Origin of the sequence: Methylobacterium sp. 190mf, from assembly GCF_900107945.1 — a bacterium.
Taxonomy (GTDB): domain Bacteria; phylum Pseudomonadota; class Alphaproteobacteria; order Rhizobiales; family Beijerinckiaceae; genus Methylobacterium.
On record NZ_FNVI01000007.1, the window covers coordinates 145343 to 165476 of the forward strand.

Here is a 20134-nt window from a genome sequence, read left to right on the forward strand (position 1 = left end):
ACGCGGGAAAATTCGTTCGGTCAAATATTGATCGTTATAAAATTCGCGAAAGATCGAACCGTGGTCCCGAGGCGGGGTTGGACAGGGTGCGAGGCGCGATGCTCCCACGGAGTACCGGGCCGACGGCCGATCGTACGGTGGGCTTGAGCACGCCGTGCCTCTCGCGAGGGACAGACATCATGTACTATCACGACAAGCGGCTTCAGTACCCGGTCAAGGTCGACAGCCCCGACCCGATCTACGCCCGCATGCTCCAGCAGGCGATTGGCGGCATCGAGGGCGAGATCCGGGTCGCCTTCCAGTACTTCTTCCAGGCCTGGGGGAACCGCGCCCCGACGACCAAGTACCGCGACATGCTGCTCAATACGGCCACCGAGGAGATCGGCCATATCGAGATGCTCGCGACTGCGGTGGCGCTGAACCTCGAGAACGCCCCTACCAAGGTCCAGGAGGCCGGGGCGGCCGACGCGATCGTCGGTGCCGTGATGGGCGGCGAGAACCCGCGCCACATCGCCGAGGGCATGCTGCACAAGACGCTGCTGTCGACCGGCATGGCCGCCTTCCCGGGTAATTCCGACGGCCAGTCCTTCGACATGAGCCACATCTACGCCAGCGGCAACATCGCGGCCGACATGTACTGCAACGTCGCCGCCGAGAGCACCGGGCGCGTCCTGGCGGTGCGGCTCTACAACGCCACCAACGATGCGGGCATGCGCGACATGTGGAGCTTCCTCATCGCCCGGGACACGATGCACCAGCAGCAATGGCTGGCGGTGATCGAGGAACTCGGCGGCCACGCCGGAACGCTGCCGATCCCGAACTCCTTCCCGCAGGAGAAGGAGAACCAGAAGTTCAACTACAACTTCTTCTCGACGTCGGCGGACGGTTCGCCGCCGCCGGCCGGGCGCTGGACCCAGGGCCCGTCGCTCGACGGCAAGGGCGAGTTCAGCGTCGTCCAGAACCAGCCGATGGGCGAGGAGCCGGTGCTCGGCCCGGCTCGGCCCGACAGCGGTGCCGAGAGCCAGCAGATCGGCTGATCCGCCGGCCGGGACGGCTCACCCGAGGTCGCGGCGCTCCGGTGCGCCACGACCCGCGCGCGGACGGGAACAGGTGGCTCGCAGGACGGTGACACGCGGCACGCTCGTCGACGGTCGTGTCTGCCTCGCCCGGACCGACGCGGAGCGCGCCCCGCTGGTCCGGCGACTGGCGCGGATCGAGGGTCAGGTTCGAGGATTGCGGGCGATGGTCGAGGCCGACAGGCACTGCCTCGACGAGATCCAGCAGATCCGGGCCGCCACCGCGGCATTGCGCGAGGTCGGCCTCCTGATCATCGACCAGCACGTCGCCGCGGGGCTCCGCCTCGCGGCGCGCGATCCGGACCGGGAGGCGGTCATGGCGGACCTCCTCCGGGTTCTGCGGGCGGCCATGGCGGAGGCCGGATAGGCCGGGGCGCCGGCCCGCACCCCCCGGCGCCCACGCTCAGTGCTTGGTCAGCGTCTCGACGACGGTGCCCGGCCCGATGCGCGCCGAGAAACGGGCCAGCCGGCTGCGGCTGGGCTCCTCGAGACCGCCGGCATGCGCGAAGGTCGTCAGGGCGATGCCGACGAGGAACCGGGCCTCCTCGACGGTCACGGCCCGGCCGCTCAGGGTGCTGGCCGCGCCCCGAACGGCGAGGACGGCCTCTTGGAAGGCGGGATCGTCCTCGAGATCCGAGAGCCGGGTCATGGGCACGATCCCGCGGTCGAGAGCGTCCTGCGGCCGCCCCGCTCGGGGCGGGCATTCGCAGCAGCGAGATCTTCGCGTGCGCTGCCGCAGATACGGCCGTGCGGCGAACAGTTTTCCGGTGCGTATGACGTCATCGAACTCCCTCTTTCCGTCGACATCTCTGTCGCGATTGTCGCGGATGCCAGCATATATTGATCCGAAGATGTGCCCATCCGCTGATCTATGTTGCGGCGGATGCGGCGTATTCAGCGATTAATGGCGCCACGCGATTTTTCGTACCCTTCAGGTGATCGGCTATCATGCTCGAACTCTCGCTCGACGCTGATACAATCGACGCGCAGGGCCCCCGGCTCCCCGACAGCGTGCAGTATCACCTCGGCCATCTGCTCGCGGCGACCTACGCGCAGGACAACGTCGAGCCGACCATCGCGGATCGCTTCGCCGAACTGCTGAGGCTGCTCGACGGCGCCTTCGGCCGGGCGCAGGACGGGCGCGAGAAGGCGTTCCAGGCCTCGCTCCTCTCTCTGGTGCCGAACCTGCAGCGCTTCGCCCGCTCGCTCCTGCGCAGCCATGTCGGTGCCGACGACCTCCTGCAGAACACGCTCCTCCGGGCCTGGCGCTCGCGCGCGAGCTTCGCGCCGGGCACGAACCTTGAAGCGTGGCTGTTCACCATCATGCGCAACCAGTTCTACAACGAGCACCGCAAGCGTGGGCGCGAGGTGCAGGACGAGGACGGCGCGCAGGCGGAGCGGATGGTCTCGCTGCCCGAGCAGGGCGGCCATCTCGACCTGAGCGACGTCCAGGCCGCCCTCGACCGCCTGGCGCCGCCGATGCGGCAGGCGCTGGTGCTCGTGGCGATCGAGAACCTCACTTACGAGGAGACCGCCGCCGTCATGCAGTGCCGCATCGGCACGGTGAAGAGCCGGGTCTGGCGGGCCCGGACGCAGCTCGCCGAGATGCTGGGCTACACCGGCCTCGAGGTCGGCAGCGACGACATCATGCTGGCCGCCGCGGGACCGAAGGGCCGGAAATCCACCGCTGTCTCGTGACGGCGGACGGCGGACGGGGTCGCTAGGGACCCGCCTCTGCGCGTAGGGTCGATCCCCGATCCCGGGCTCGAGGAGCCGCCGTTCCCCATGTCGCCGCTCCCCATGCTGCCGCGCGCCCTGATCGCCGCTGCCGTCGTGTTCGGCCTCGCCCTTTCGTCGGCGGCGGTGGCGGCGCGGACCGCACCGGGACCCGCAGCGCGTGCCTGGCTCTCCGACCTCGTCACGCGGATCGATGCCGCGGACCGCGCCGGGACGCGGCCGGGACCGGGCCGTGGCCGCGGAACCGTGGTCGTCCACGTGCAGATCGCCGCGGACGGTGCGGTTCAGGGCGCGGAGATCGAGGAGAGCTCGGGCTCGGCGAAGCTCGATCAACGGGCGCTCCGCGCCGTGCAGGGGATCAGTCCGGCGCCCGCGCCGCCCGCCGCACTCCTGGGTGTGGACGGGATCGTCGATCTCAGCATCCCGGTCGCGCTCGGCCACTGAGCCCGCGCCGAGTATGCGTCTGCCGGCCGGACCCCAATCCCGGCGGCGTCGCCGGACCGGTCAGCGGCTCGGGCCGGTATCGGTGCTGATATAGGCCCCGACGAGATAGCCGGCCTGGAGAGCGGTGAGGTAGGCGAAGAGCAGCAGCACCTTCTCGGCGTCGAACTGAGCCCAGACGAAGATCGAGAGGGCCAGCCACCCGAGGGTGACCAGCATCGAGCTGGCCATCAGAACCGATGCCCGATACCGCCAGCCCTCCCATATGCCCACCGCGAAAAGCAGGGCCGCAACCAGCAACGGGCCGTCTCCTTCCGCGCGAACAGATAAAGTTTTACGCGCTAAACCTCTGGTATTTCGAAGATTTTCGACCGCGCGCCCGACATTCGGGGGGGAGTTTTAATTTTGCATTAACTCGGCCCGCCCGCTGGGGCCGTCCGTCATAGGACGACCCGGTCACGGTCCAAGTCCAGCAACGTCTCCACTCCGCGCCGGCCGCTCGGCGGGCCGGGGATGCAGAATGCGAGCCAGGAAGACGGCGGCGCCGACCGGCAGTTTCACCGGCGATCCATCATTGACAATATCGATAATAGAAATCGATTGCATCTGTTTGGATCATGTTGCTCTGCAGCGTAGATATCCCCTCGAAGCCGGGCACGCCCCGGACAACGAGAGGACTTCAGATCATGACCGTTCGCACCATCGTTCTCGCCGCCCTCGCTGCCGTTCCGATGATCGTGGCCGCTCGCGCCGACGAGAGCATCGCGCTGACCCCGCCGCTCTATCGCGAGCAGGCGCGTCCAACGGCCGCCGTGCGGCCGGCCTCCGAGCTGGCCACGACGCCGCGTCTCGTCCCGGCGAGCCCGGCCTCGCGCCGGGTCGTCGCCACCGCGGTCCCGGCCCGCTGAGGCGGGGCGTGTCCGCGATCCGGCGTCACCGGGTCATCCGGTGGCGCCGGCCGCAAAGCCGGGCCGGTACGAAGCGTCAGCCTAGCCGTCAGGCCGGGCAGGGTTTTCCCCCCGGCAGAACCACCTCGCTCTGCCCGTTGTAGATCTCGCCGCCGCGCACCGGCCAGATCTTCTTGTACCGGAAGGTCCACCGCGTCAGGTTCGAGAGGACCGGGAAGATCGGGTGGTAGGTCATCGTGACTTCCGACACGACGAAGCGGTCGCCGTTCCGGGTCATCCCGGCGGGCGGTGCGCCGAGCGAGGAGCCCGCCGTGCGGGCCTGTCCGTTGGACTCGGCGCTCGAGCAGACCTTGGTCGCCGCCGAGCTGCCGTCGCTGTAGGTGCCCGCCGCCGTGAGCACGATGCTCGCCCGGCTCACGTCGTAGGGGTTGGAGATCGCGCTCGTCGCGGCGAAGACCGGCTTGAGGTCGGCGTAGCTGCCGCGCGAGATCAGGTCCGCCATCGTGGCCGCCGCGTTGTCGAGCCGCTTCCCGATCATGTAGGCGCGGGGCAGCTCGATCGACCCCATCAGGATCAGCAGCAGGATCGGGGCGATCACGCTGAACTCGATCGCGCTCACGCCCTCCCGGTCGCCGATCAGGCGGATCAGGTGGGCGCGCAGGCGACCGCTCAGCACGGCTTGGGCTCGTAATCCTCGGCCCGGAAGATCTCGGTCGTGACCAGCAGCTGAGTCTTGTCGGCCATGATCCGGCCGGTGAAATCCAGCATCTGGAACAGCCGCATCACCGGCACGGCGACCCGGACCGTGACGGTGTCGCCGCCCTGCGGGCACTCGAAGCGCTGGCCGAAGCCCGGCGTCCAGGTCTTCGTGGTCTTGTCGAACGGCTCCGCCGGCTGCGAGGTCGAGAACGAGGGCGTCCGGGAGACGTCGAGGCGCAGGTCGGCGCAGGGGAACAGCGCCGAGGGGCCGGTGCAGACGATCCTGCGGAGGCGCTCGCTCGGATCGCCGCCGTCGGAGCCGTCCTGGAAGGTGCCGGTTCGCAGCTGCCGGACACTCCGGTCGACCGCGATGTCCAGCGTCTGCTGCTCGATCGCGATGACGCCGGATTCCGCCACGACGCCCAGGAGGGCCAGGAACGGCGCGGCCAGGAGCGCGAACTCCACCGCGGAGGCGCCGGTCCGGTGGCCGGCGAACCGTCGGACGCGTCCGGCCGTGCCGGCGCGGCCCTCGGTCCCGCCCGGACGGCGGACGGTCGCGACGCGCCGAAAGATGCCCATCATGCCAAACGAACTCTGCAGGTTCGTGCCTGCGGCCGTCCGGCCGTAGAGGCGCGGACGAAAATAACCCTATGATGAGGCCGTTTAAAAACGGTTCAAATCTGGGTAGAAATTGCGGGTTCAGCAAGATTTTGCGGCCGCGACATGTGATGAGGACGCGAATTCACCCTGAGGTTGTGTGCTGTTGTGTTCATTCGGCGGCCGGCCGGTGAGGCGATCAGTCGTCGAGACGGTGCTGGGCATTGTGCGGCCGCATATAGAAGTTGTTCACAGCTAAAGGCGGCTCTATCGCGTGGCGATAGCTTCGCGGTGCTCGGACGCCACGGATTTTTAGGAGCTGTGCCTTAGACCAACGGTTCGGTGGCCGGTGCCGCCGCAGCCGCCGATCCGGTCCCGCCCTGGGAGACGCGTCCATTTCCCTGTTCTGGAGAGTGCTCCGCGCCGGCCCGCGGGCCCTGACCGACCGGTCCGGCTCGGTCGCCCTGACTTTCGGCCTGAGCGCCGTGGTGCTGCTCGGCCTGACCGGGGGCGGCATCGATTACGCCCGCCTCGCCTCGCGGCGCAGCCAGCTCCAGAACGCGGCCGATGCCGGAGTCCTCGCGGCCGGCAACTACCTCAAGCTCGCCGTCTCGACCTCGGCGGCGGCCAAGAGCATCGTGGTCGACACGGTCCACGCCCAGGCGGCGCCGCGGCCCGAGAGCCCCTACGCTCTCCGCGTCGACGTGGCGGACGACAAGACCAGCGTCGCCACGACGGTCGACGAGACCGTCAAGCTCGCCTTCGGCGGCTTCGTCGGAGTGCCCACCGTCAAGGTCTCGGTCCGCTCGACGGTCCGCGTCGTCGGCAAGATGCGCCTGTGCCTGCTGACGCTGGACCCGCTCGCCGCCGGCGCGTTCGAGCTGGAGAAGAGCGCCGAGGTGACCGCCCAGGATTGCTCGCTCTACAGCAACTCGCAGAGCCCGCGCGGCATGGTCGGCAAGGACAGCGCCTATGCCCGGGCGCAGACAATCTGCACGGCGGGCGGCTTCGACGGCGCCCGCGCGAATTTCGCGCCGCCGCCGCAGACGGGCTGCCCGCCGATCCAGGACCCCCTGAGGGACCGGGCGGCGCCGCCGGTCGGCGCGTGCACGGCGATCCCGTCCTCGGCGAACAGCAAGCGCGACACCTCCGGCAACCTCGTCGACCAGAGCGCCACCCTCGATCCGGGCACCTATTGCGGCGGCCTGTACATCACCAAGAACGCCTCCGTGACGCTGCGCGCCGGCATTTACGTGATGAAAGACGGCCCGCTCATCGTCGACAAGAATGCCGTCATGACGGGAACCGACGTCGCCTTCTACTTCACCGGCAACAAGGGCGGTCTGCTCTTCGACAAGAAGACCACGGTCAGCCTGTCGGCGCCGACCACCGGCCCCATGGCCGGCCTGCTGATGATGGAAGAGCGCTCGGTCAGCGATCCCGTCGACCCCGCGGCGATCCTCGCCGGCCTGGTGGACCAGACCGTCACGCCGCTGCTGCCTGCGCCGCCGCCACCGCCGCCGACCCCGCCGCCGCTGGCCGCGACCAAGCCCATGCGGACCTACCGCATCATCAGCGACAACGCGCGAACCATGCTGGGGACGCTCTACCTGCCGGCCGGCCGCGTGGTGATCGACGCCGACAAGCCCGTCGCCGACCAGTCGGCCTACACGGTGATCGTGGCCCAGCAGGTCAACCTGTACCAGGGCCCGAACCTTTATCTGAACGCGAATTACGACGGGACCAGCGTGCCGGTGCCGAAGGGGGTCGGACCCCTCTCGGGCAAGCTGCTGCTGTCCCAGTAGAGAGGACGCGATGCGGATCCTGCGTCGACTACTCGTCGCCTGGGAGTGACACGGTGCTCGCGCTGATCCTCGACGATTCCGAGATGAACAACCTGCTGATCATGCAGGCGCTCAAGCCCGTGGCCGACTGCGAGCCGGTCGCCTTCACGTGTCCCGTGACGGCGCTCGACTTCCTGCGGGCGCATGTCGACCGGATCGGGGTCGTCGTCACCGACTACGACATGCCCGGCCTGACGGGCCTCGAGGTGATCGCGGCGGCGCGGGCGGTCCCGGGCTTCGCGCACGTGCCGATCGTGATGGTGACGAGCCTCGACCAGCGCAGCCTGCGCCACGAGGCCCTGCGCGCGGGCGCGACCGACTTCCTCGGCAAGCCCTGCGATCCCGTGGAGATCCAGGCCCGCATCACCAACCTGATGAAGATCAGCGCGGCCCACCGGCAGGAGCAGGACCGGGCCGCGTGGCTCGCCCGCGAGGTCGCGGCGGCGGTCGCCGTCATCGAGGCGCGGGAGCGCGAGATCATCGCCCTGCTGATGCGGGCCGCCGAGCACCGCGACACCGATACCGGCGACCACATCGCCCGGGTGGCGGGCTACGTGGGCGTCATCGCCCGGAACCTCGGCTTCGGCCCGGAGGAGATCCGGATCCTGAAGCTCGCCTCCACGATGCACGACGTCGGCAAGATCGGCGTGCCCGACGCGATCCTGCTCAAGCCCGGACCGCTCTCCGCCGAGGAGCGCGCCGAGATGGAGAAGCACGCCGAGCGCGGCCGGCGGATCCTGGAGGGCAGCACCTCCGACGTCGTGCGGCTCGCCGCCGAGATCGCCGAGAGCCACCACGAGCGCTGGGACGGCACCGGCTACCCGAAGGGCCTGCGCGGCGAGGGGATCCCGCTCTCGGGCCGCATCGTGGCTGTGGCGGACGTGTTCGACGCCCTGGTGACCGAGCGGCCCTACAAGGCGGCCTGGCCGCTCGAGCGGGCGCGGGCCTTCGTGGCGGACCAAGCCGGCCGCCACTTCGACCCGCGCTGCGTCGAGGCGTTCCTCGCGGGCTGGGACGCGGTGGCGCGGACCTGCCTGCGCGCCGCCGCCTGATCCGCTCCCCGGTACCGTCGCCCTACCGCCCCTCCCCGTCCCTCCCCGCGATCGGGCCCGACCGGGCCACCTGAAGGAGCCGAGCGTGCATCTCGCGTGGCTGAGGCCGAGGCGCTCCCTGGCGGGCCGGCTGGCTCTGGCGGTGACCGGCGCCGTCACGGCGGCGCTCGTCCTGGCGGCGGCCCTGTCGGTCTGGCGCGAGGTCGCCCGCTACGCCGCCGACAAGCAGGCGGCGCTGGAAGCCGTCGCGCAGGTCTTCGCGCATGGCGGCGCCCGGGCCACCGCGGCGGGCGACGCCGACGGGGCGGACGCGTCGCTGCGGGCGATCGGCAAGGTGCCGTCCATCGTCTACGGGGCGATCGAGCGTCCGGACGGGTCCGTGCTCGCCGAGCAGGGGATCGGCCTGCGCCTGACCCGGGACGCCGCCCAGGACGGCGCGGACCTGTCGCTCCTGCACCTGCTCGCCACCCGCAGCCTCCAGGCGACCGCGCCGATCGTGGAGAACGGGGTCCCGGTCGGCCGGGTCGTGCTGATCGGCGAGACCGACGACATCCTCGGCCATCTCTGGGCCGCCGCGCAGAACGCCGCGCTGGCGGCGCTGCTCGCCGTCGCGATCGGCGTCGGCGTGTCGCTCTACCTGCAGCGCAGCGTCACGCGCCCGCTCGCCGCCCTCGCCCGCACCATGGAGGCGGTCCGCCTGCGCCACGACTACGCGCAGCGCGCGCCCGTGGGCGGCGACGACGAGGTCGGCGCGCTGGCGCGGACCTTCAACGACCTGCTCTCAGCGGTGAACGAGCGCGATCACCGCCTCGCCGCTCACAGCGCCCACCTCGAGGCGGAGGTCAGCGCCCGGACGGCCGACCTGAGCGAGGCCAAGCAGGCCGCCGACGCCGCCAACGTCGCCAAGTCGGCCTTCCTGGCCACGATGAGCCACGAGATCCGGACCCCGATGAACGGCGTCCTGGTCATGGCCGAGCTGCTGGCGGGGTCCGACCTGCCGGCGCGCCAGCGCCGCTACGCCGAGGTCATCGCCCGGTCCGGCCGGTCGCTCCTAGCGATCATCAACGACATCCTCGACTTCGCGAAGGTCGAGGCGGGCAAGCTCGAGCTCGAGCGCGTGCCCGTGAGCCCCGCCGAACTCGCCGACACCGCGGTGACGCTCTTCGCCGAGCGGGCCCGGACGGCCGGGCTCGACCTCGCGGCCGAGGTCGGGCCGGAGGTGCCGCGGGCGATCCTCGGCGACCCGGTCCGCCTCGGACAGGTGCTGAGCAACTTCGTGTCGAACGCGCTGAAGTTCACCCAGGCTGGCCACGTCGCCGTCCGGATGACGGTCGATGCCGCCGACGGGTGCCTCGTGATCGCCGTCTCCGACACCGGGATCGGCATCCCGCAGGACAAGCTGGCGACGATCTTCTCGGCCTTCTCGCAGGCCGACCAGTCGACGACCCGCCGGTTCGGCGGCACCGGCCTCGGGCTCTCGATCGCCCAGCAGATCGTCGCCGCGATGGGCGGCACCGTGGCGGTGACGAGCCGCGTCGGCGCCGGCTCGACCTTCTCGGCGCGCATCCCCGTCACGGTCGCCGAGCCGGCCCGCCCGGTCCGGCGCCGCGACGCGGTGCCGGCCGCGATCGCGCTCGACACGGCCGGTCCCGCCACCCGCGCCGCCCTCGCGGCCGGCCTGCGCGCGGCCGGCTTCGCGCCGGTCGCGCCGGGGAGCGCCGCCGACCACTGGATCGGCGACGCGGCCGCCCTCGTGGCGGCGGGCCGCCGGCCGGACCGGGCCGTGCGGGTGCTCGCGGTCGCGGGACCGGGCGACGGCGCGGCCGACGCGGCGCTCCGCGCCGGTCTCGCCGACGCGGTGCTGCGCTGGCCGGTGACCCGGGCGGAGTGGCAGCCCGTCCTGGCGGCGCTGGCCGCGGGCGACACCCTCGCCGCGGCCGCCTCCCCGCCCTCGCCCGCCGGCACGGACGAGGCACTCCCGCGATTCCCGGCCGCGCGGGTGCTCGTCGCCGACGACAGCGCGGTCAACCGCGAGGTGGCCCTCGAGGCGCTGGCCCGCTGCGGCGTGACCGATGTGGTGACCGTCGAGGACGGGGCCGCGGCAGTGGCGACCGCCGAGACGCAACGCTTCGACCTGATCCTGATGGATGGCAGCATGCCGGTCCTGGACGGCTTCGCGGCCGCGCGGCGGATCCGGCAGCGCGAGGCGGCCACCGGCGGGCGCGTCCCGATCGTCGCCCTCACGGCGCACGTCCTCGGCGAGGCCGCCGACGCCGCGGCGGCGGCCGGCATGGACGGGACGCTCCTGAAGCCCTTCACGCTGCGGCAGCTCGCCGACCTGCTGCAGGCGCAGGTCCCGGCGCTCCGCGTCGCGCCGGCTGCCGCCGCGGCGCATACCGTGACGCCGGCCCCGGTCGCTCCGCTCGCCGCGCCGGCCGTCGCGAACGCCGCCGACGACCTCATCGACGCCGAGGTGATCGACGGGCTGCTCGGCCTCGGAGATGGCGCCTTCCTCGACCGCGTCCTCGACCTGTATCGGGCGCAGGGTCCGGTGGCGCTCGCCGGTCTGAGAGCCGCCCTCGCCGCCTCTGACCAGCCGGCGATCGCCCGGGCCGCGCACAGCCTCAAGTCGATGAGCGCGAATGTCGGCGCGCGCGGCCTCGTGGCGCGGCTGCGCGTCATCGAGGAGGACGCGCGGAACGCGGCCTGCGCCGAGCGGGCGGACGCGTGCGACGCCCTGGACAGCCTGCTCGCCGCGACGATCCGCGGCCTCGAGGAGCGGACGCGGTCCCGGGCGGCGGCCGCCTAGGATCTTCGCGGGCGGCCCCGGAGTCCGTCGGCCCGGCCTATTAAGGCGTTCAGGAAAAGTATTCCATCGGGAGACCGCCCGATTTCGCAGACCTGCCCTGCGATTCGGCATCTGGCATGCCAGCAGGGCCCGCCGTACGGTTGCGCTTCCTCCCAAGCACTCCCTCAGCCCGCCCGGTTCGCCGCGGCGGGCTTTTTCGTCGGCGCTGCCGGCGGGCCGCGGACCGTCCCGACCGCGTCCGCGCGCCGACCCGGCTCGGGATCAGGTGATGAGCATGCGGCGGGTGAACATCGCGGCCGCGAACAGCACGGCGGCGCCGGCGGTGATGATGCTCGTCATCAGGATGCGGCGCGGCTCGGTCGAGGATCCGGCCTTGATGGGCTCGACGATCGGCACCAGGGCCACGACCTGCTGCTGGGCCACGATGCGGGCCCGGTCATAGGCCAGCTGCACGTCGCGGTGATACTTCTCGGCATTCTCGCGCTCGTGCTCGAGATCCTCGAACCGCGTGAGCGCGTCCGAGAGGCGCCGCTTCTCGGTCGGCGCGGTGCCGGCCAGCTGCTGCTGGACCCGCGCGATGTTCGCGTCGAGATCGCCGATCTGCTGCTTCAGGTCGACGATGCTGCGGGATTGCGGGCCGAGGTCCCGCTGGAGCACCGCCAGCTGGACGGCGAGCTTGGTGCGCGTCTCCCGCAGTTCCGAGACCGACTTGATGGTGGCGGTGTTCGACTTGATGACGTCGAGCACGCCCTCGCGGTTGCGCAGCTCGTTCAGGGCGGCGTTGGCCTTGGCCTCGCGCTCCTCCGCGAGCTTCAGGACGCGCGTGCTCACGTCGAGGGCGTCCTTCCGGGACGGCAGGCTGAGGTCGTTCAGCATCCGCTCCGTATCCGTCATGACCGCCTTGGTGATGGCGAGCGACTCGTCGGGATCGAAGGCCTCGACGGTCAGCGACATGATGCCGGACGCCGATTCGACGTCGACGTCGACCCGGCGGCGCCAGTACCGCAGGAACTTCTCGACCGGCTTCTCCGGGTTGAAGCGGGAGAACATGTCGATGTCGTCCCGACCGAACCACGCGCGGATCGGGAGTTCCGCCGCGACCGCTTCGACCATGGGCCGGCTGTGGATGTACTCCTGCGCGATGAGCGTTTCCTGGGCGACGGTCGCCTTGATCACACCGGCATTCGTGCCGACCGTGTCGGGCGTCGCCTTGTCGGCGGTGCCGATGGTCGGCCGGATCGCGAACCGCGCCTCGGTGACGTAGCGGTCGGAGGCGATCAGCCCGTAGTAGATCCCGGCGGCCAGGGTCGGCAGGACGAAGCAGACGACGAACAGGAGCGGCAGCCAGGGGTCGCTTTTGACGTGGCTCTGGTACGAGCGCACGCCCTTCTTGGTGTCGGGCAGGCCCGGGAGGCGCGCGAACTGCCGCAGCGACTGCGCGATCACCTTGTTCCGCTCGATGCCTTTCAGAGGCCGGCCCTGGGCTTTCTCGACCTGCATGTCCATCGTTGCTTCTCGAAGCTCGGGCTTGCGCGGGCGTCGTCGACCCGCGCGGCTTTCACGCCGCTCGCGCAGCCCATCACACGGACAGGCGGCGAAAGCATGTCAGCCGCGCCGTGCCCCCTCCCCCGTGCGGGAGGGCGTTGGGGAGCGGCAGGACGCTTCGAGGTGGAGCGCGCCGTGGAGCCGCTGGGTCCGGATGTGCCTCGTCCGGACGGACCTGATCCCCGACCGGGCGCTCCGCGAGAGCAGACCTCTCCCGACGGATCTCGGGCCTGACCGAGATCCGCGCCGGACCGGTCGGGACCGGCGCTAAGGACTGTCCGCGATCGTGACCTGATCGGCGACACCGTCGGTCTTGCCGCTGAGGCCCGGCACCTCGTCGAGCTGCCGCAGGCTGGTGAACCGGCCGCGCTCCTCCCGGTAGCGCACGATCTCGAAGCCGTGGCCCTTGAGTGCCGGAACGCTGTCCAGTTCCTCGGCCGTCGCCGTGTTGAGATCGATCACGGTGGTGCCCTTCCGCGCCGGTCGGCGCCGTACTCGGTCGCTCCGGTCCCGCGCCGGCCCGGGCGCCTCAGCGGATCGGATCGGCGCGGAACTGCCCGTGGGCGGGCTCGGACGCCCGACAGCGGCAGGCGGGTGGCAGGCCGGTCGGGCCCGTGCGGTTCGGCCCCTCACGGCTCAACAGGCGCAGCAGAACATGCTCGAGCGGCGCCGCCTGGTAGGGCTTCTGGAGCACCGGAACCGCCTGATAGGCGGCGTCCAGGCCGTGCTGCCCGTACCCGGTGGCGAACAGGAACGGCGTATCGCGCGCCAGCAGCAGGTCGGCGACCGGGTAGCTGCGCGCCTCGCCGAGATTCACGTCGAGCACCGCCAGATCGAACGCCTCGGTCCGGGCATGGGCCAGGGCCTGCTCGAGGCGCATCGCCACCACGACCTCGCAGCCCAGGTCGAGCAGCATGTCCTCGGCGAGCATGGCGACGAGGCTCTCGTCCTCGACCAGCAGGACCCGGCGTCCGGCGAGCGGCGTCATGGCGCGCGCGGCCCTTCGACCGCCTCCTGGCCGATCCAGCCGAGCTGGGTCAGCGGGATCCGCATCTGGCAGGTCGCGCCCGCCGGCGCGAAGGTGATCGCCGCGCTGCCGTCGAACTCCAGCGGCAATTGCCGCTCGATGAGCCGTGAGCCGAACCCCTTCCGGGTCGGGGGCGTGACTGGCGGGCCACCCCGCTCCTCCCAGAGCAGGTCGAGCTGCTGACGGCCGTCATCGCGATCGTGAAGGGACCAGGTCACCGCGACCCCGCCCTCGGGCGTCGACAGGGCGCCGTACTTCGCCGCGTTGGTCATCAACTCGTGGAGGGCCATTGCCAGCGTCACTGCCACCTTAGGGTGCAGTCGCGCGTCCGGCCCTTGTAACCGGAAGCGGCCGGCATCGACCTCTGCCAAAAGGTGGGGGGCGAGCGCCCGCTCGACCACGCCGCGCAGGCTGGCGCTCTCCCAATTGTCCTCGACCAGCACGTTGTGGGCGTTGGACAGGGCCGCCATCCGGGCGTCGAAGACGGCGCGCGTCGTCTGGTCCGTCTGCCCGCGGAAGGTCTGCGCGGCGATCGACTGCACCGTGGCGAGAGTGTTCTTCACCCGGTGATTGAGCTCGTTGATCAGCAGGCGTTGGCGCTCGGCGGCCGCCTTCTCCTCGCTGATGTCGCGGACCTCGATGATCGTCCCGATGATGTTGGTCGCGTCGTCGCGGATCGGGCTGGCAGTGAACGCCACGGGGAAGAAGTGCCCGTCCCTGTGCACGAACACCTCCTCGCCGCGCTCCTGATTGTTCTCCGGGAAGGCGCGGTCGATCGCGCACTCCTCCAGCGGGAAGGGCCTTCCGTCCGGGTAGGTGTGGTGGACGATGTCGTGCAGCGGGCAATCGCGGGCGAGGACTTCCCGCAGCGTCCAGCCGGTCAACTGCTCGGCGGCGCGGTTCATGTAGATGCAGTGCTGGCGGTCATCCATCAGGAAGATGGACACCGAGGCGTTGTCGAGGACCGCGTTGAGGCGACGCTCGCTCTCGAAGAGCTGGCCCGACCCACGCCGCAGGCTCGCCAGCGGCGCGCTGGCGGCGGACGAGGATTGAAACGGCTGCCGCGAGTTCGGCACGGTCACGACCCTTCACGCGGGTTGATCTGAGATACCCTGCGCGCGATCCTGGTGGACCTTCGGGACTGGGCACGGTGGGTGGCTGGCCGCGCCGGACGGCCTAGAGGTGGGAGCGTGCAACGCACCATGCGGAGCCGTTGTTCCGCCGCGCGGACGGTCCGGCCGCGCCGTTCCGCCCGGGTCCATATCACGCGGGTCCGGATCACGCGGGTCCGGGCTCCGGGCGGCGCGCGAACAGGGCGGCCCAGTCGGCTCGACGCTCCTGCGGGACGAGGAAGAAATCCCACGTCACGTAGTCGCTGACCGCGAGCCACGTGCTCGCATCGTCGATCAGGTTTCCGGTGATGTCCGCGCAGATGTAGCCGTGGCTCTCGGCGAACCGGTAGAGTGAATCCTGCGCGTGCCCGTAGGCGGAGTAGCCGGCCCAGCCGTACTCCACGCTGACGATCGGGCGGCATCGCCGGAGGAGCTGGGCCGCGCCGCTCAGGGCGTTCAACTCCCCGCCCTCGATGTCCATCTTGATGTAGGCCACCGCGGGGACGTGACTGAGGGCGGTATCGAGCCTCTCCGTCCTGACCTTGATGGTCTTGGACGTGATGGCGGGACTGCTGAAGTAGCGGGCGAGGAGCCCGCTCTCGCCGGGCACGCTCGCGACCGTGAAATCGGTGCGCCCCGCCGCGTCGGAGAGGGCGACGTCGTGCAGCTCGACCTCGGGTCGTCGGCCGAAACGCCCCACCAGATCCTTCATCAGGAACGGGATCGGCTCGAAGGCGTGGACCTTGCCGGTCGGGCCGACGATGTCGACGAACGCGACGAGGTGGAGCCCGGTATGGGCGCCGACGTCGACGACGACATCCCCCGGAGCGAGGAAGCGGCTGTAGCCCTGCCGCAGGATGCGCTCGTAGTCCGGGACCTGACCGGCGTCATGAACCGCCCTGAAGGCGTTGGCGGCGGCCACGGCAGGATGCATGCGCAGGGTCCGTTCAGAGGGGACGAGTCCGGAGGGTCGGCGAGGTCGCGCCCATGGTAGCCCGCCCGGCGCCGGCTCTGCCAGCGCGCCGCGGCGGGGTGCCGACGCCCGCCGCGAGCCCCGACCGGATCAGGCGGGCCGGCCCTTCCCGAACCGCTTCAGCAGTCGCTCGCGCTTCAGGCGCGACAGGCGGGCGATCCAGAACACGCCGTCGAGCTGGTCGATCTCGTGCTGGAGGACCGCGGCCGGGAAGCCCTCGGTCTCCTCCTCGTGGGCGGACCCGTCGAGGTCGCGGTAGCTCAGGCGGATGCGGGCGGCCCGGGTGATCCGCTCGCGCACCCCCGGCATGCTGACGCTGCCCTCATCGTGGGCCTCCGTGTCGGGGGACGCCCAGGACACGACGGGGTTCACGTAGACGCGGGCGCTCTCGTCCGGCGACATCCGCACCACCACGAGGCGCGCGGCCACGCCGATATGCGGGGCCGTCAGGCCGATGGCGCTCTCGGCCATGAGCGTGTCCCGGACGTCGTCGGCGAGGGCCCGCAGGGCCGCGTCGAACGCGTCGACCGGTTCGGCCGGGCGCGTCAGGCGGGGATCGGGAAACAGGACGAGCGGGCGCGCCGGCATGGTTGATCAGTCCGCGTGGGTCGTTTCACCAGCGGCGCCGCGAGGGCCCGCCGCGCGCCATGCAAGCCGCGCCGCGGGGCGGATCGTCAAGACCGGCGCGCCGCAGGCCCGGCCGCGTCGCCGGGTCCCGGGCCGGCCGCGACGGCGCGCGCGACGTGGTGGAGCTTGTCGGGATTGCGCGTGATGTAGATGGCGTCGACCCGGCCGTTCTCGATCGCGAGGGCCGTCGTCTGCAGGAGGCCGCCGCGCTCGCGGGTGACATAGCCCGGAAGCCCGTCGATCCACACGAACCCGACCAGCGCCGCCCGGCCGTCGCCCCACTTGCGCCGCGCGCCCGCGTAGAGCCGGAGCAGGCGCTCGAGCCCCCGGATCGGGTTGACGAAGGCGAGCACCCTGCCGCCCCCGTCCGAAGAGAGCGTCACGCGGTCGGCGAGCAGCGTCCGCAGCCCCGCGACATCGCCGCTCGCGGAGGCCTCGAAGAACGCCCGGGCGACGCGCTCGCCCTCGTCGCGGGTCACGGGAAAGCGCGGGCGCGCGGCCCGGACGTTCCGGCGCGCGCGCGCCGCGAGCTGGCGCACGGCCGGCGCCGTTCGCCCGAGCGTCTCCGCGACGTCGCCGAGCGGCAGGCCGAACACGTCGTGGAGCAGGAAGGCCGCGCGTTCCAAGGGAGACAGCCGCTCGAGCGCGAGCATCAGCGTCAGCGTGAGGTCGTCCTCGTCCACGCCGTCCGCCCCCGGCTCGACCAGCGGCTCGATCAGCGGTTCCGGCAGCCAGGGGCCGACATAGCTCTCCCTGCGCGCGCGCGCCGACTTGATCTGGTCGAGGCAGAGGCGCGTCACGACGCGCGCGAGGAACCGGTCGGGCGCCGCGACCCCGCTCCGGTCCGCCGCGACCCAGCGCAGCCACGCGTCCTGCACGACGTCCTCGGCCTCGCTGCGCGAGCCGAGCATGCGGTAGGCGATGCGCAGGAGCCGGGGACGGTGGGCCTCGAAGGCGGCGGTCCCGTCCCCGCGCCCCGGCGGCATGACCGGACCGGAGGCCTGATCGCGTCGGGGCGGAGCCCGCCCGCGGGGAAGGTCGGGTCCCGTCATGCCGTCGTGAGCCAGGTCTCGAAGCGCGTATCCCCGAGGCGGGCCGCGGCCGCGTCGTCGGGGACCAGGGAGCCTCGCGCCAGCGCGGCACCGAAGTAGCGGGCCGCGGCGTCGACCGTCACCGCGCAGCCGTCGCCGGCGGCCGCCGCGCGCCGGGCGACGAACGCCCGGAACGGCAGCCGCTCCGGCCCCGCGACGTCGATCGTCCCGTCGACCGGCGCGCCGACCGCCACCGCGGCGAGCGCCGCGGCCACGTCCGCCGCCGCGATGGGCTGGAAATCCGCGTCCGGCACGAGGATCCGCTCCCCGACCGCGAAGGCTTCGGCGATCGTCGCGACGAACTCGAAGAACTGGGTGGCGCGGACGATGGTGTAGGGAAGGCCCGACGCCGCGATCAGCCGCTCCTGCGCGACCTTCGCCCGGAAGTAGCCGTTGCCGTCCGCGCGGTCCGCGCCGACGATCGAGAGGGCGACGTGGTGCTTGACGCCCGCCTGCCGGCCGGCGGCGAGGAGGTTGCGGCTCGAGCGCTCGAAGAAGTCGCGCACCGCCGCCTCCTCGAAGGAGGGCGCGTTCGCCACATCGACCACGGTGTCGGCGCCGACGAGAACCTGGGCCAAGCCGGCGCCGGTCACGGCGTCGACGCCCGTGCTCGGGGAGGCGGGGACGGCCTCATGGCCCGCGCGCTTCAGCTCGGCCGTCAGATGCCGGCCGATCAAGCCGCTGCCGCCGATCACCACGATCTTCATGACGTCTGTCTCCCGCGCGGACCGGGCCGAGGGGCACCCTGCCGCTCCGGCGTCCCGGTCGGCGACAGGACGATGCAGCATCCCGGTTTGTGACATCCCGCCGCAAAAAGCGACGGCCGCGGCGTTGCGAGAGGCCGCGACCGGCGCTACGGAGGCCCCCCCGCCGGAGCCGAGACGCCGATGAGACTGACCCTGACTGCAACGCCGCCCCGCCTTGTCGCCAGGACCGTCTCTCCGCATGCCAGCACAGCTCGCCCTCCTGAACCTCGCGTGGACCGCGCCTGACGGGCGCGCCGTCCTCTCCGGCATCACCGCCAGCTTCGGGCAGGAGCGGACCGGCATCGTCGGCCGCAACGGGGCCGGCAAGAGCACGCTCCTGAACCTCCTGGCCGGCCGCCTCGCGCCGACGGGCGGCAGCATCCACCGCGACGGCACGGTCGCCCTGCTGCGCCAGTTCGCGGCCCCGACCGCCGACGAGACCGTCGCCGACCTGTTCGGCGCGACGGCGGGCTTGGCGCTGCTCCGCCGCGCGGAGGCCGGTGCGGCGGAGGCCGACGAGCTCGCCGTCGCCGACTGGACGCTCGCGGAGCGCCTGACGGGAGCGCTGGCGCGGATGGGCGTGGCGGTGGACCCCGACACGCCGCTCCGGCGCCTCTCCGGCGGGCAGCGCGCCCGCGCGGCGCTGGCGGCGGCGATCTTCGCCGCGCCGGATTTCCTGCTCCTCGACGAGCCGACCAACGACCTCGATCGCGACGGGCGGCGGGCGGTCCTGGAACTTCTGCAGGGATGGCGCGCCGGCGCGATCGTGGTCAGCCACGACCGGGCCCTGCTCGACGCGATGGACGCGATCGTGGACCTCGCGCCGGCGGAGGCGACCCGCTACCGGGGCAATTTCGACGCCTTCCGGCAGGCCAAGGCGACGCGTCTCGCCGCGGCCGAGCACGACCTCGCGGTCGCCGAGAAGCGGACGACGGACCTCGCCCGCCGGGCGCAGGAGCGCGTCGAGCGCCAGCAGCGCCGCGACGCGGCCGGGCACCGCCGCTCCGCGAAGGGCGACCTGCCCCGGATCCTGGCCGGGGCTCGCCGGGACAACGCGGAGCGGACGGCGGGCGGGAGCGCGCGCCTCACCGAGCGCCAGCGCGCCGGCGCCGAGGCCGATCTGGCGGAGGCCCGGGACCGGATCGCGGCGGTGAAGCCGGCCGCGATCGCGCTCCCGCCGAGCGGGCTCCACGCCGACCGGCGCGTCCTCGCGCTCACCGACGTGACGGTCGGCTACCGGCCGGGTCAGCCGGTCCTGCGGGACGTGTCCCTCGCGGTCACGGGTCCGGAGCGCGTCGCCCTCCGCGGGCGGAACGGCTCGGGCAAGTCGACCCTGCTCGCGCTGGTCGCCGGCCGCCTCAGCCCGTGGTCGGGCCGCGTCTCGGTCGGGGTGCGCGCCGCGCTGCTCGACCAGCGCCTCGACCTCCTCGATCGCGACCGGACCGTGGCGGAGAACTTCGCGCGTCTCAACCCGGAGGAGGACGCGAACGGGTGCCGGGCGGCGCTGGCGCGGTTCCAGTTCCGGGCGGCGGCCGCGGACCGCCCCGTCGCGGCGCTGAGCGGCGGCGAGCGGGTCCGGACCGCCCTCGCCTGCGTGCTCGGCAACCGCGCGCCCCCGCCCCTCCTGATCCTCGACGAGCCGACCAACCACCTCGACCTGGACGCGGTCGAGGCTCTCGAGGCCGGGTTGGCGGCCTATGACGGCGCGCTCCTCGTCGTCAGCCACGACGCGGCCTTCCTGGACGCGTTGGGGATCACCCGGCGCGTCGACCTCGACGACCTCGCCGACCGGCCCCGCGCCTGAGGGTGGCATCCGGAACGGCGGCGGGACGGGACGCAGTCGCCGCCCC

The 20134-nt window shown here is 72.0% G+C and carries 21 protein-coding genes; 9 read left to right on the forward strand and 12 right to left on the reverse strand.

Annotated elements, in window-relative coordinates:
• Positions 1-179 precede the first annotated feature (179 nt).
• Together C4T42_RS10425 and C4T42_RS10430 are read left to right on the forward strand one after the other, a co-directional pair.
• Positions 180-1037 carry a manganese catalase family protein gene (locus C4T42_RS10425; protein WP_020092219.1) on the forward strand — a complete coding sequence of 286 codons (858 nt, stop codon included), beginning with the start codon at positions 180-182 and terminating at the stop codon, positions 1035-1037.
• Positions 1038-1110: 73 nt separating this feature from the next.
• Entirely contained in the window at positions 1111-1443 is a 333-nt protein-coding gene (locus C4T42_RS10430) for a metal-sensitive transcriptional regulator (RefSeq protein ID WP_244435425.1), read from the forward strand.
• A gap of 36 nt (positions 1444-1479) precedes the next feature.
• Here C4T42_RS10430 and C4T42_RS10435 read toward each other — a convergent pair whose 3' ends face one another.
• Positions 1480-1725, reverse strand: a complete 246-nt coding sequence (locus C4T42_RS10435) for a hypothetical protein (protein WP_020092217.1) — start codon at positions 1723-1725, stop codon at positions 1480-1482.
• Between the two features lie 299 nt (positions 1726-2024).
• On the opposite strand from C4T42_RS10435, the gene C4T42_RS10440 reads away from it, so the two are divergent.
• Positions 2025-2774, forward strand: a complete 750-nt coding sequence (locus C4T42_RS10440; RefSeq protein WP_020092216.1) for a sigma-70 family RNA polymerase sigma factor — start codon at positions 2025-2027, stop codon at positions 2772-2774.
• 87 nt (positions 2775-2861) lie between these two features.
• Positions 2862-3257: a TonB family protein gene (locus C4T42_RS10445; protein WP_020092215.1), complete on the forward strand. Its 396-nt coding sequence runs from the start codon at positions 2862-2864 to the stop codon at positions 3255-3257.
• A 60-nt stretch (positions 3258-3317) separates the two neighbouring features.
• Here the strand turns inward: C4T42_RS10445 and C4T42_RS10450 are convergent, their stop codons facing one another.
• On the reverse strand, positions 3318-3485 hold the full coding sequence (locus tag C4T42_RS10450; protein ID WP_020092214.1) for a hypothetical protein: 168 nt from the start codon (positions 3483-3485) through the stop codon (positions 3318-3320).
• Positions 3486-3940: 455 nt separating this feature from the next.
• Here C4T42_RS10450 and C4T42_RS10455 point away from each other — a divergent pair, with 455 nt between their 5' ends.
• Positions 3941-4162 carry a hypothetical protein gene (locus C4T42_RS10455; RefSeq protein ID WP_103985081.1) on the forward strand — a complete coding sequence of 74 codons (222 nt, stop codon included), beginning with the start codon at positions 3941-3943 and terminating at the stop codon, positions 4160-4162.
• Positions 4163-4250: 88 nt separating this feature from the next.
• On the opposite strand, the gene C4T42_RS10460 is transcribed toward C4T42_RS10455, so the two are convergent.
• Complete coding sequence (locus C4T42_RS10460) at positions 4251-4838, reverse strand: TadE/TadG family type IV pilus assembly protein (protein ID WP_020092212.1); 588 nt, start codon at positions 4836-4838, stop codon at positions 4251-4253.
• Complete coding sequence (locus tag C4T42_RS10465) at positions 4832-5443, reverse strand: TadE/TadG family type IV pilus assembly protein (protein WP_020092211.1); 612 nt, start codon at positions 5441-5443, stop codon at positions 4832-4834. Before C4T42_RS10465 ends, C4T42_RS10460 begins: the two co-directional genes overlap by 7 nt.
• A gap of 428 nt (positions 5444-5871) precedes the next feature.
• Between C4T42_RS10465 and C4T42_RS10470 the strand changes: the two genes are divergently transcribed.
• The 3 genes from C4T42_RS10470 to C4T42_RS10480 all read left to right on the forward strand — a co-directional run bounded on the left by C4T42_RS10470 (position 5872) and on the right by C4T42_RS10480 (position 11163).
• Positions 5872-7263, forward strand: a complete 1392-nt coding sequence (locus tag C4T42_RS10470) for a Tad domain-containing protein (RefSeq protein WP_020092210.1) — start codon at positions 5872-5874, stop codon at positions 7261-7263.
• 53 nt (positions 7264-7316) lie between these two features.
• Positions 7317-8354: an HD domain-containing phosphohydrolase gene (locus C4T42_RS10475; RefSeq protein ID WP_020092209.1), complete on the forward strand. Its 1038-nt coding sequence runs from the start codon at positions 7317-7319 to the stop codon at positions 8352-8354.
• 85 nt (positions 8355-8439) lie between these two features.
• On the forward strand, positions 8440-11163 hold the full coding sequence (locus C4T42_RS10480) for an ATP-binding protein (protein WP_103985082.1): 2724 nt from the start codon (positions 8440-8442) through the stop codon (positions 11161-11163).
• 261 nt (positions 11164-11424) lie between these two features.
• On the opposite strand, the gene C4T42_RS10485 is transcribed toward C4T42_RS10480, so the two are convergent.
• The 8 genes from C4T42_RS10485 to C4T42_RS10520 form a co-directional block, all read right to left on the reverse strand.
• Positions 11425-12669 (reverse strand): capsule biosynthesis protein, encoded by a 1245-nt coding sequence (locus C4T42_RS10485; RefSeq protein WP_103985083.1) that lies wholly within the window; start codon positions 12667-12669, stop codon positions 11425-11427.
• Between the two features lie 306 nt (positions 12670-12975).
• Complete coding sequence (locus C4T42_RS10490; protein ID WP_020092206.1) at positions 12976-13170, reverse strand: helix-hairpin-helix domain-containing protein; 195 nt, start codon at positions 13168-13170, stop codon at positions 12976-12978.
• A 67-nt stretch (positions 13171-13237) separates the two neighbouring features.
• On the reverse strand, positions 13238-13696 hold the full coding sequence (locus C4T42_RS10495; RefSeq protein ID WP_020092205.1) for a response regulator: 459 nt from the start codon (positions 13694-13696) through the stop codon (positions 13238-13240).
• Complete coding sequence (locus C4T42_RS10500) at positions 13693-14817, reverse strand: HWE histidine kinase domain-containing protein (protein WP_020092204.1); 1125 nt, start codon at positions 14815-14817, stop codon at positions 13693-13695. Before C4T42_RS10500 ends, C4T42_RS10495 begins: the two co-directional genes overlap by 4 nt.
• A gap of 196 nt (positions 14818-15013) precedes the next feature.
• A complete protein-coding gene (locus C4T42_RS10505; protein WP_020092203.1) occupies positions 15014-15781 on the reverse strand; it encodes an FkbM family methyltransferase in 768 nt (255 codons plus the stop codon).
• Positions 15782-15910: 129 nt separating this feature from the next.
• Entirely contained in the window at positions 15911-16408 is a 498-nt protein-coding gene (locus C4T42_RS10510) for a peptide deformylase (RefSeq protein ID WP_020092202.1), read from the reverse strand.
• An 86-nt stretch (positions 16409-16494) separates the two neighbouring features.
• The gene (locus tag C4T42_RS10515; RefSeq protein WP_020092201.1) at positions 16495-17433 is read right to left on the reverse strand and encodes a sigma-70 family RNA polymerase sigma factor; all 939 of its coding nucleotides are present in this window, start codon (positions 17431-17433) and stop codon (positions 16495-16497) included.
• Positions 17434-17495: 62 nt separating this feature from the next.
• Complete coding sequence (locus C4T42_RS10520) at positions 17496-18245, reverse strand: NAD(P)H-binding protein (RefSeq protein WP_103985084.1); 750 nt, start codon at positions 18243-18245, stop codon at positions 17496-17498.
• A gap of 238 nt (positions 18246-18483) precedes the next feature.
• Between C4T42_RS10520 and C4T42_RS10525 the strand changes: the two genes are divergently transcribed.
• Positions 18484-20088: an ATP-binding cassette domain-containing protein gene (locus tag C4T42_RS10525; RefSeq protein ID WP_103985085.1), complete on the forward strand. Its 1605-nt coding sequence runs from the start codon at positions 18484-18486 to the stop codon at positions 20086-20088.
• The last annotated feature ends 46 nt before the right edge of the window (positions 20089-20134 follow it).

Bases quoted from the DNA above. Each gene is read 5' to 3' on its own strand.
- C4T42_RS10425 (WP_020092219.1), top strand. From the start codon at position 180: ATGTACTATCACGACAAGCGGCTTCAGTACCCGGTCAAGGTCGACAGC.
- C4T42_RS10435 (WP_020092217.1), bottom strand. From the start codon at position 1,725: ATGACCCGGCTCTCGGATCTCGAGGACGATCCCGCCTTCCAAGAGGCC.
- C4T42_RS10440 (WP_020092216.1), top strand. From the start codon at position 2,025: ATGCTCGAACTCTCGCTCGACGCTGATACAATCGACGCGCAGGGCCCC.
- C4T42_RS10445 (WP_020092215.1), top strand. From the start codon at position 2,862: ATGTCGCCGCTCCCCATGCTGCCGCGCGCCCTGATCGCCGCTGCCGTC.
- C4T42_RS10450 (WP_020092214.1), bottom strand. From the start codon at position 3,485: ATGGCCAGCTCGATGCTGGTCACCCTCGGGTGGCTGGCCCTCTCGATC.
- C4T42_RS10455 (WP_103985081.1), top strand. From the start codon at position 3,941: ATGACCGTTCGCACCATCGTTCTCGCCGCCCTCGCTGCCGTTCCGATG.
- C4T42_RS10465 (WP_020092211.1), bottom strand. From the start codon at position 5,443: ATGATGGGCATCTTTCGGCGCGTCGCGACCGTCCGCCGTCCGGGCGGG.
- C4T42_RS10485 (WP_103985083.1), bottom strand. From the start codon at position 12,669: ATGGACATGCAGGTCGAGAAAGCCCAGGGCCGGCCTCTGAAAGGCATC.
- C4T42_RS10495 (WP_020092205.1), bottom strand. From the start codon at position 13,696: ATGACGCCGCTCGCCGGACGCCGGGTCCTGCTGGTCGAGGACGAGAGC.
- C4T42_RS10505 (WP_020092203.1), bottom strand. From the start codon at position 15,781: ATGCATCCTGCCGTGGCCGCCGCCAACGCCTTCAGGGCGGTTCATGAC.
- C4T42_RS10510 (WP_020092202.1), bottom strand. From the start codon at position 16,408: ATGCCGGCGCGCCCGCTCGTCCTGTTTCCCGATCCCCGCCTGACGCGC.
- C4T42_RS10515 (WP_020092201.1), bottom strand. From the start codon at position 17,433: ATGCCGCCGGGGCGCGGGGACGGGACCGCCGCCTTCGAGGCCCACCGT.
- C4T42_RS10520 (WP_103985084.1), bottom strand. From the start codon at position 18,245: ATGAAGATCGTGGTGATCGGCGGCAGCGGCTTGATCGGCCGGCATCTG.
- C4T42_RS10525 (WP_103985085.1), top strand. From the start codon at position 18,484: ATGCCAGCACAGCTCGCCCTCCTGAACCTCGCGTGGACCGCGCCTGAC.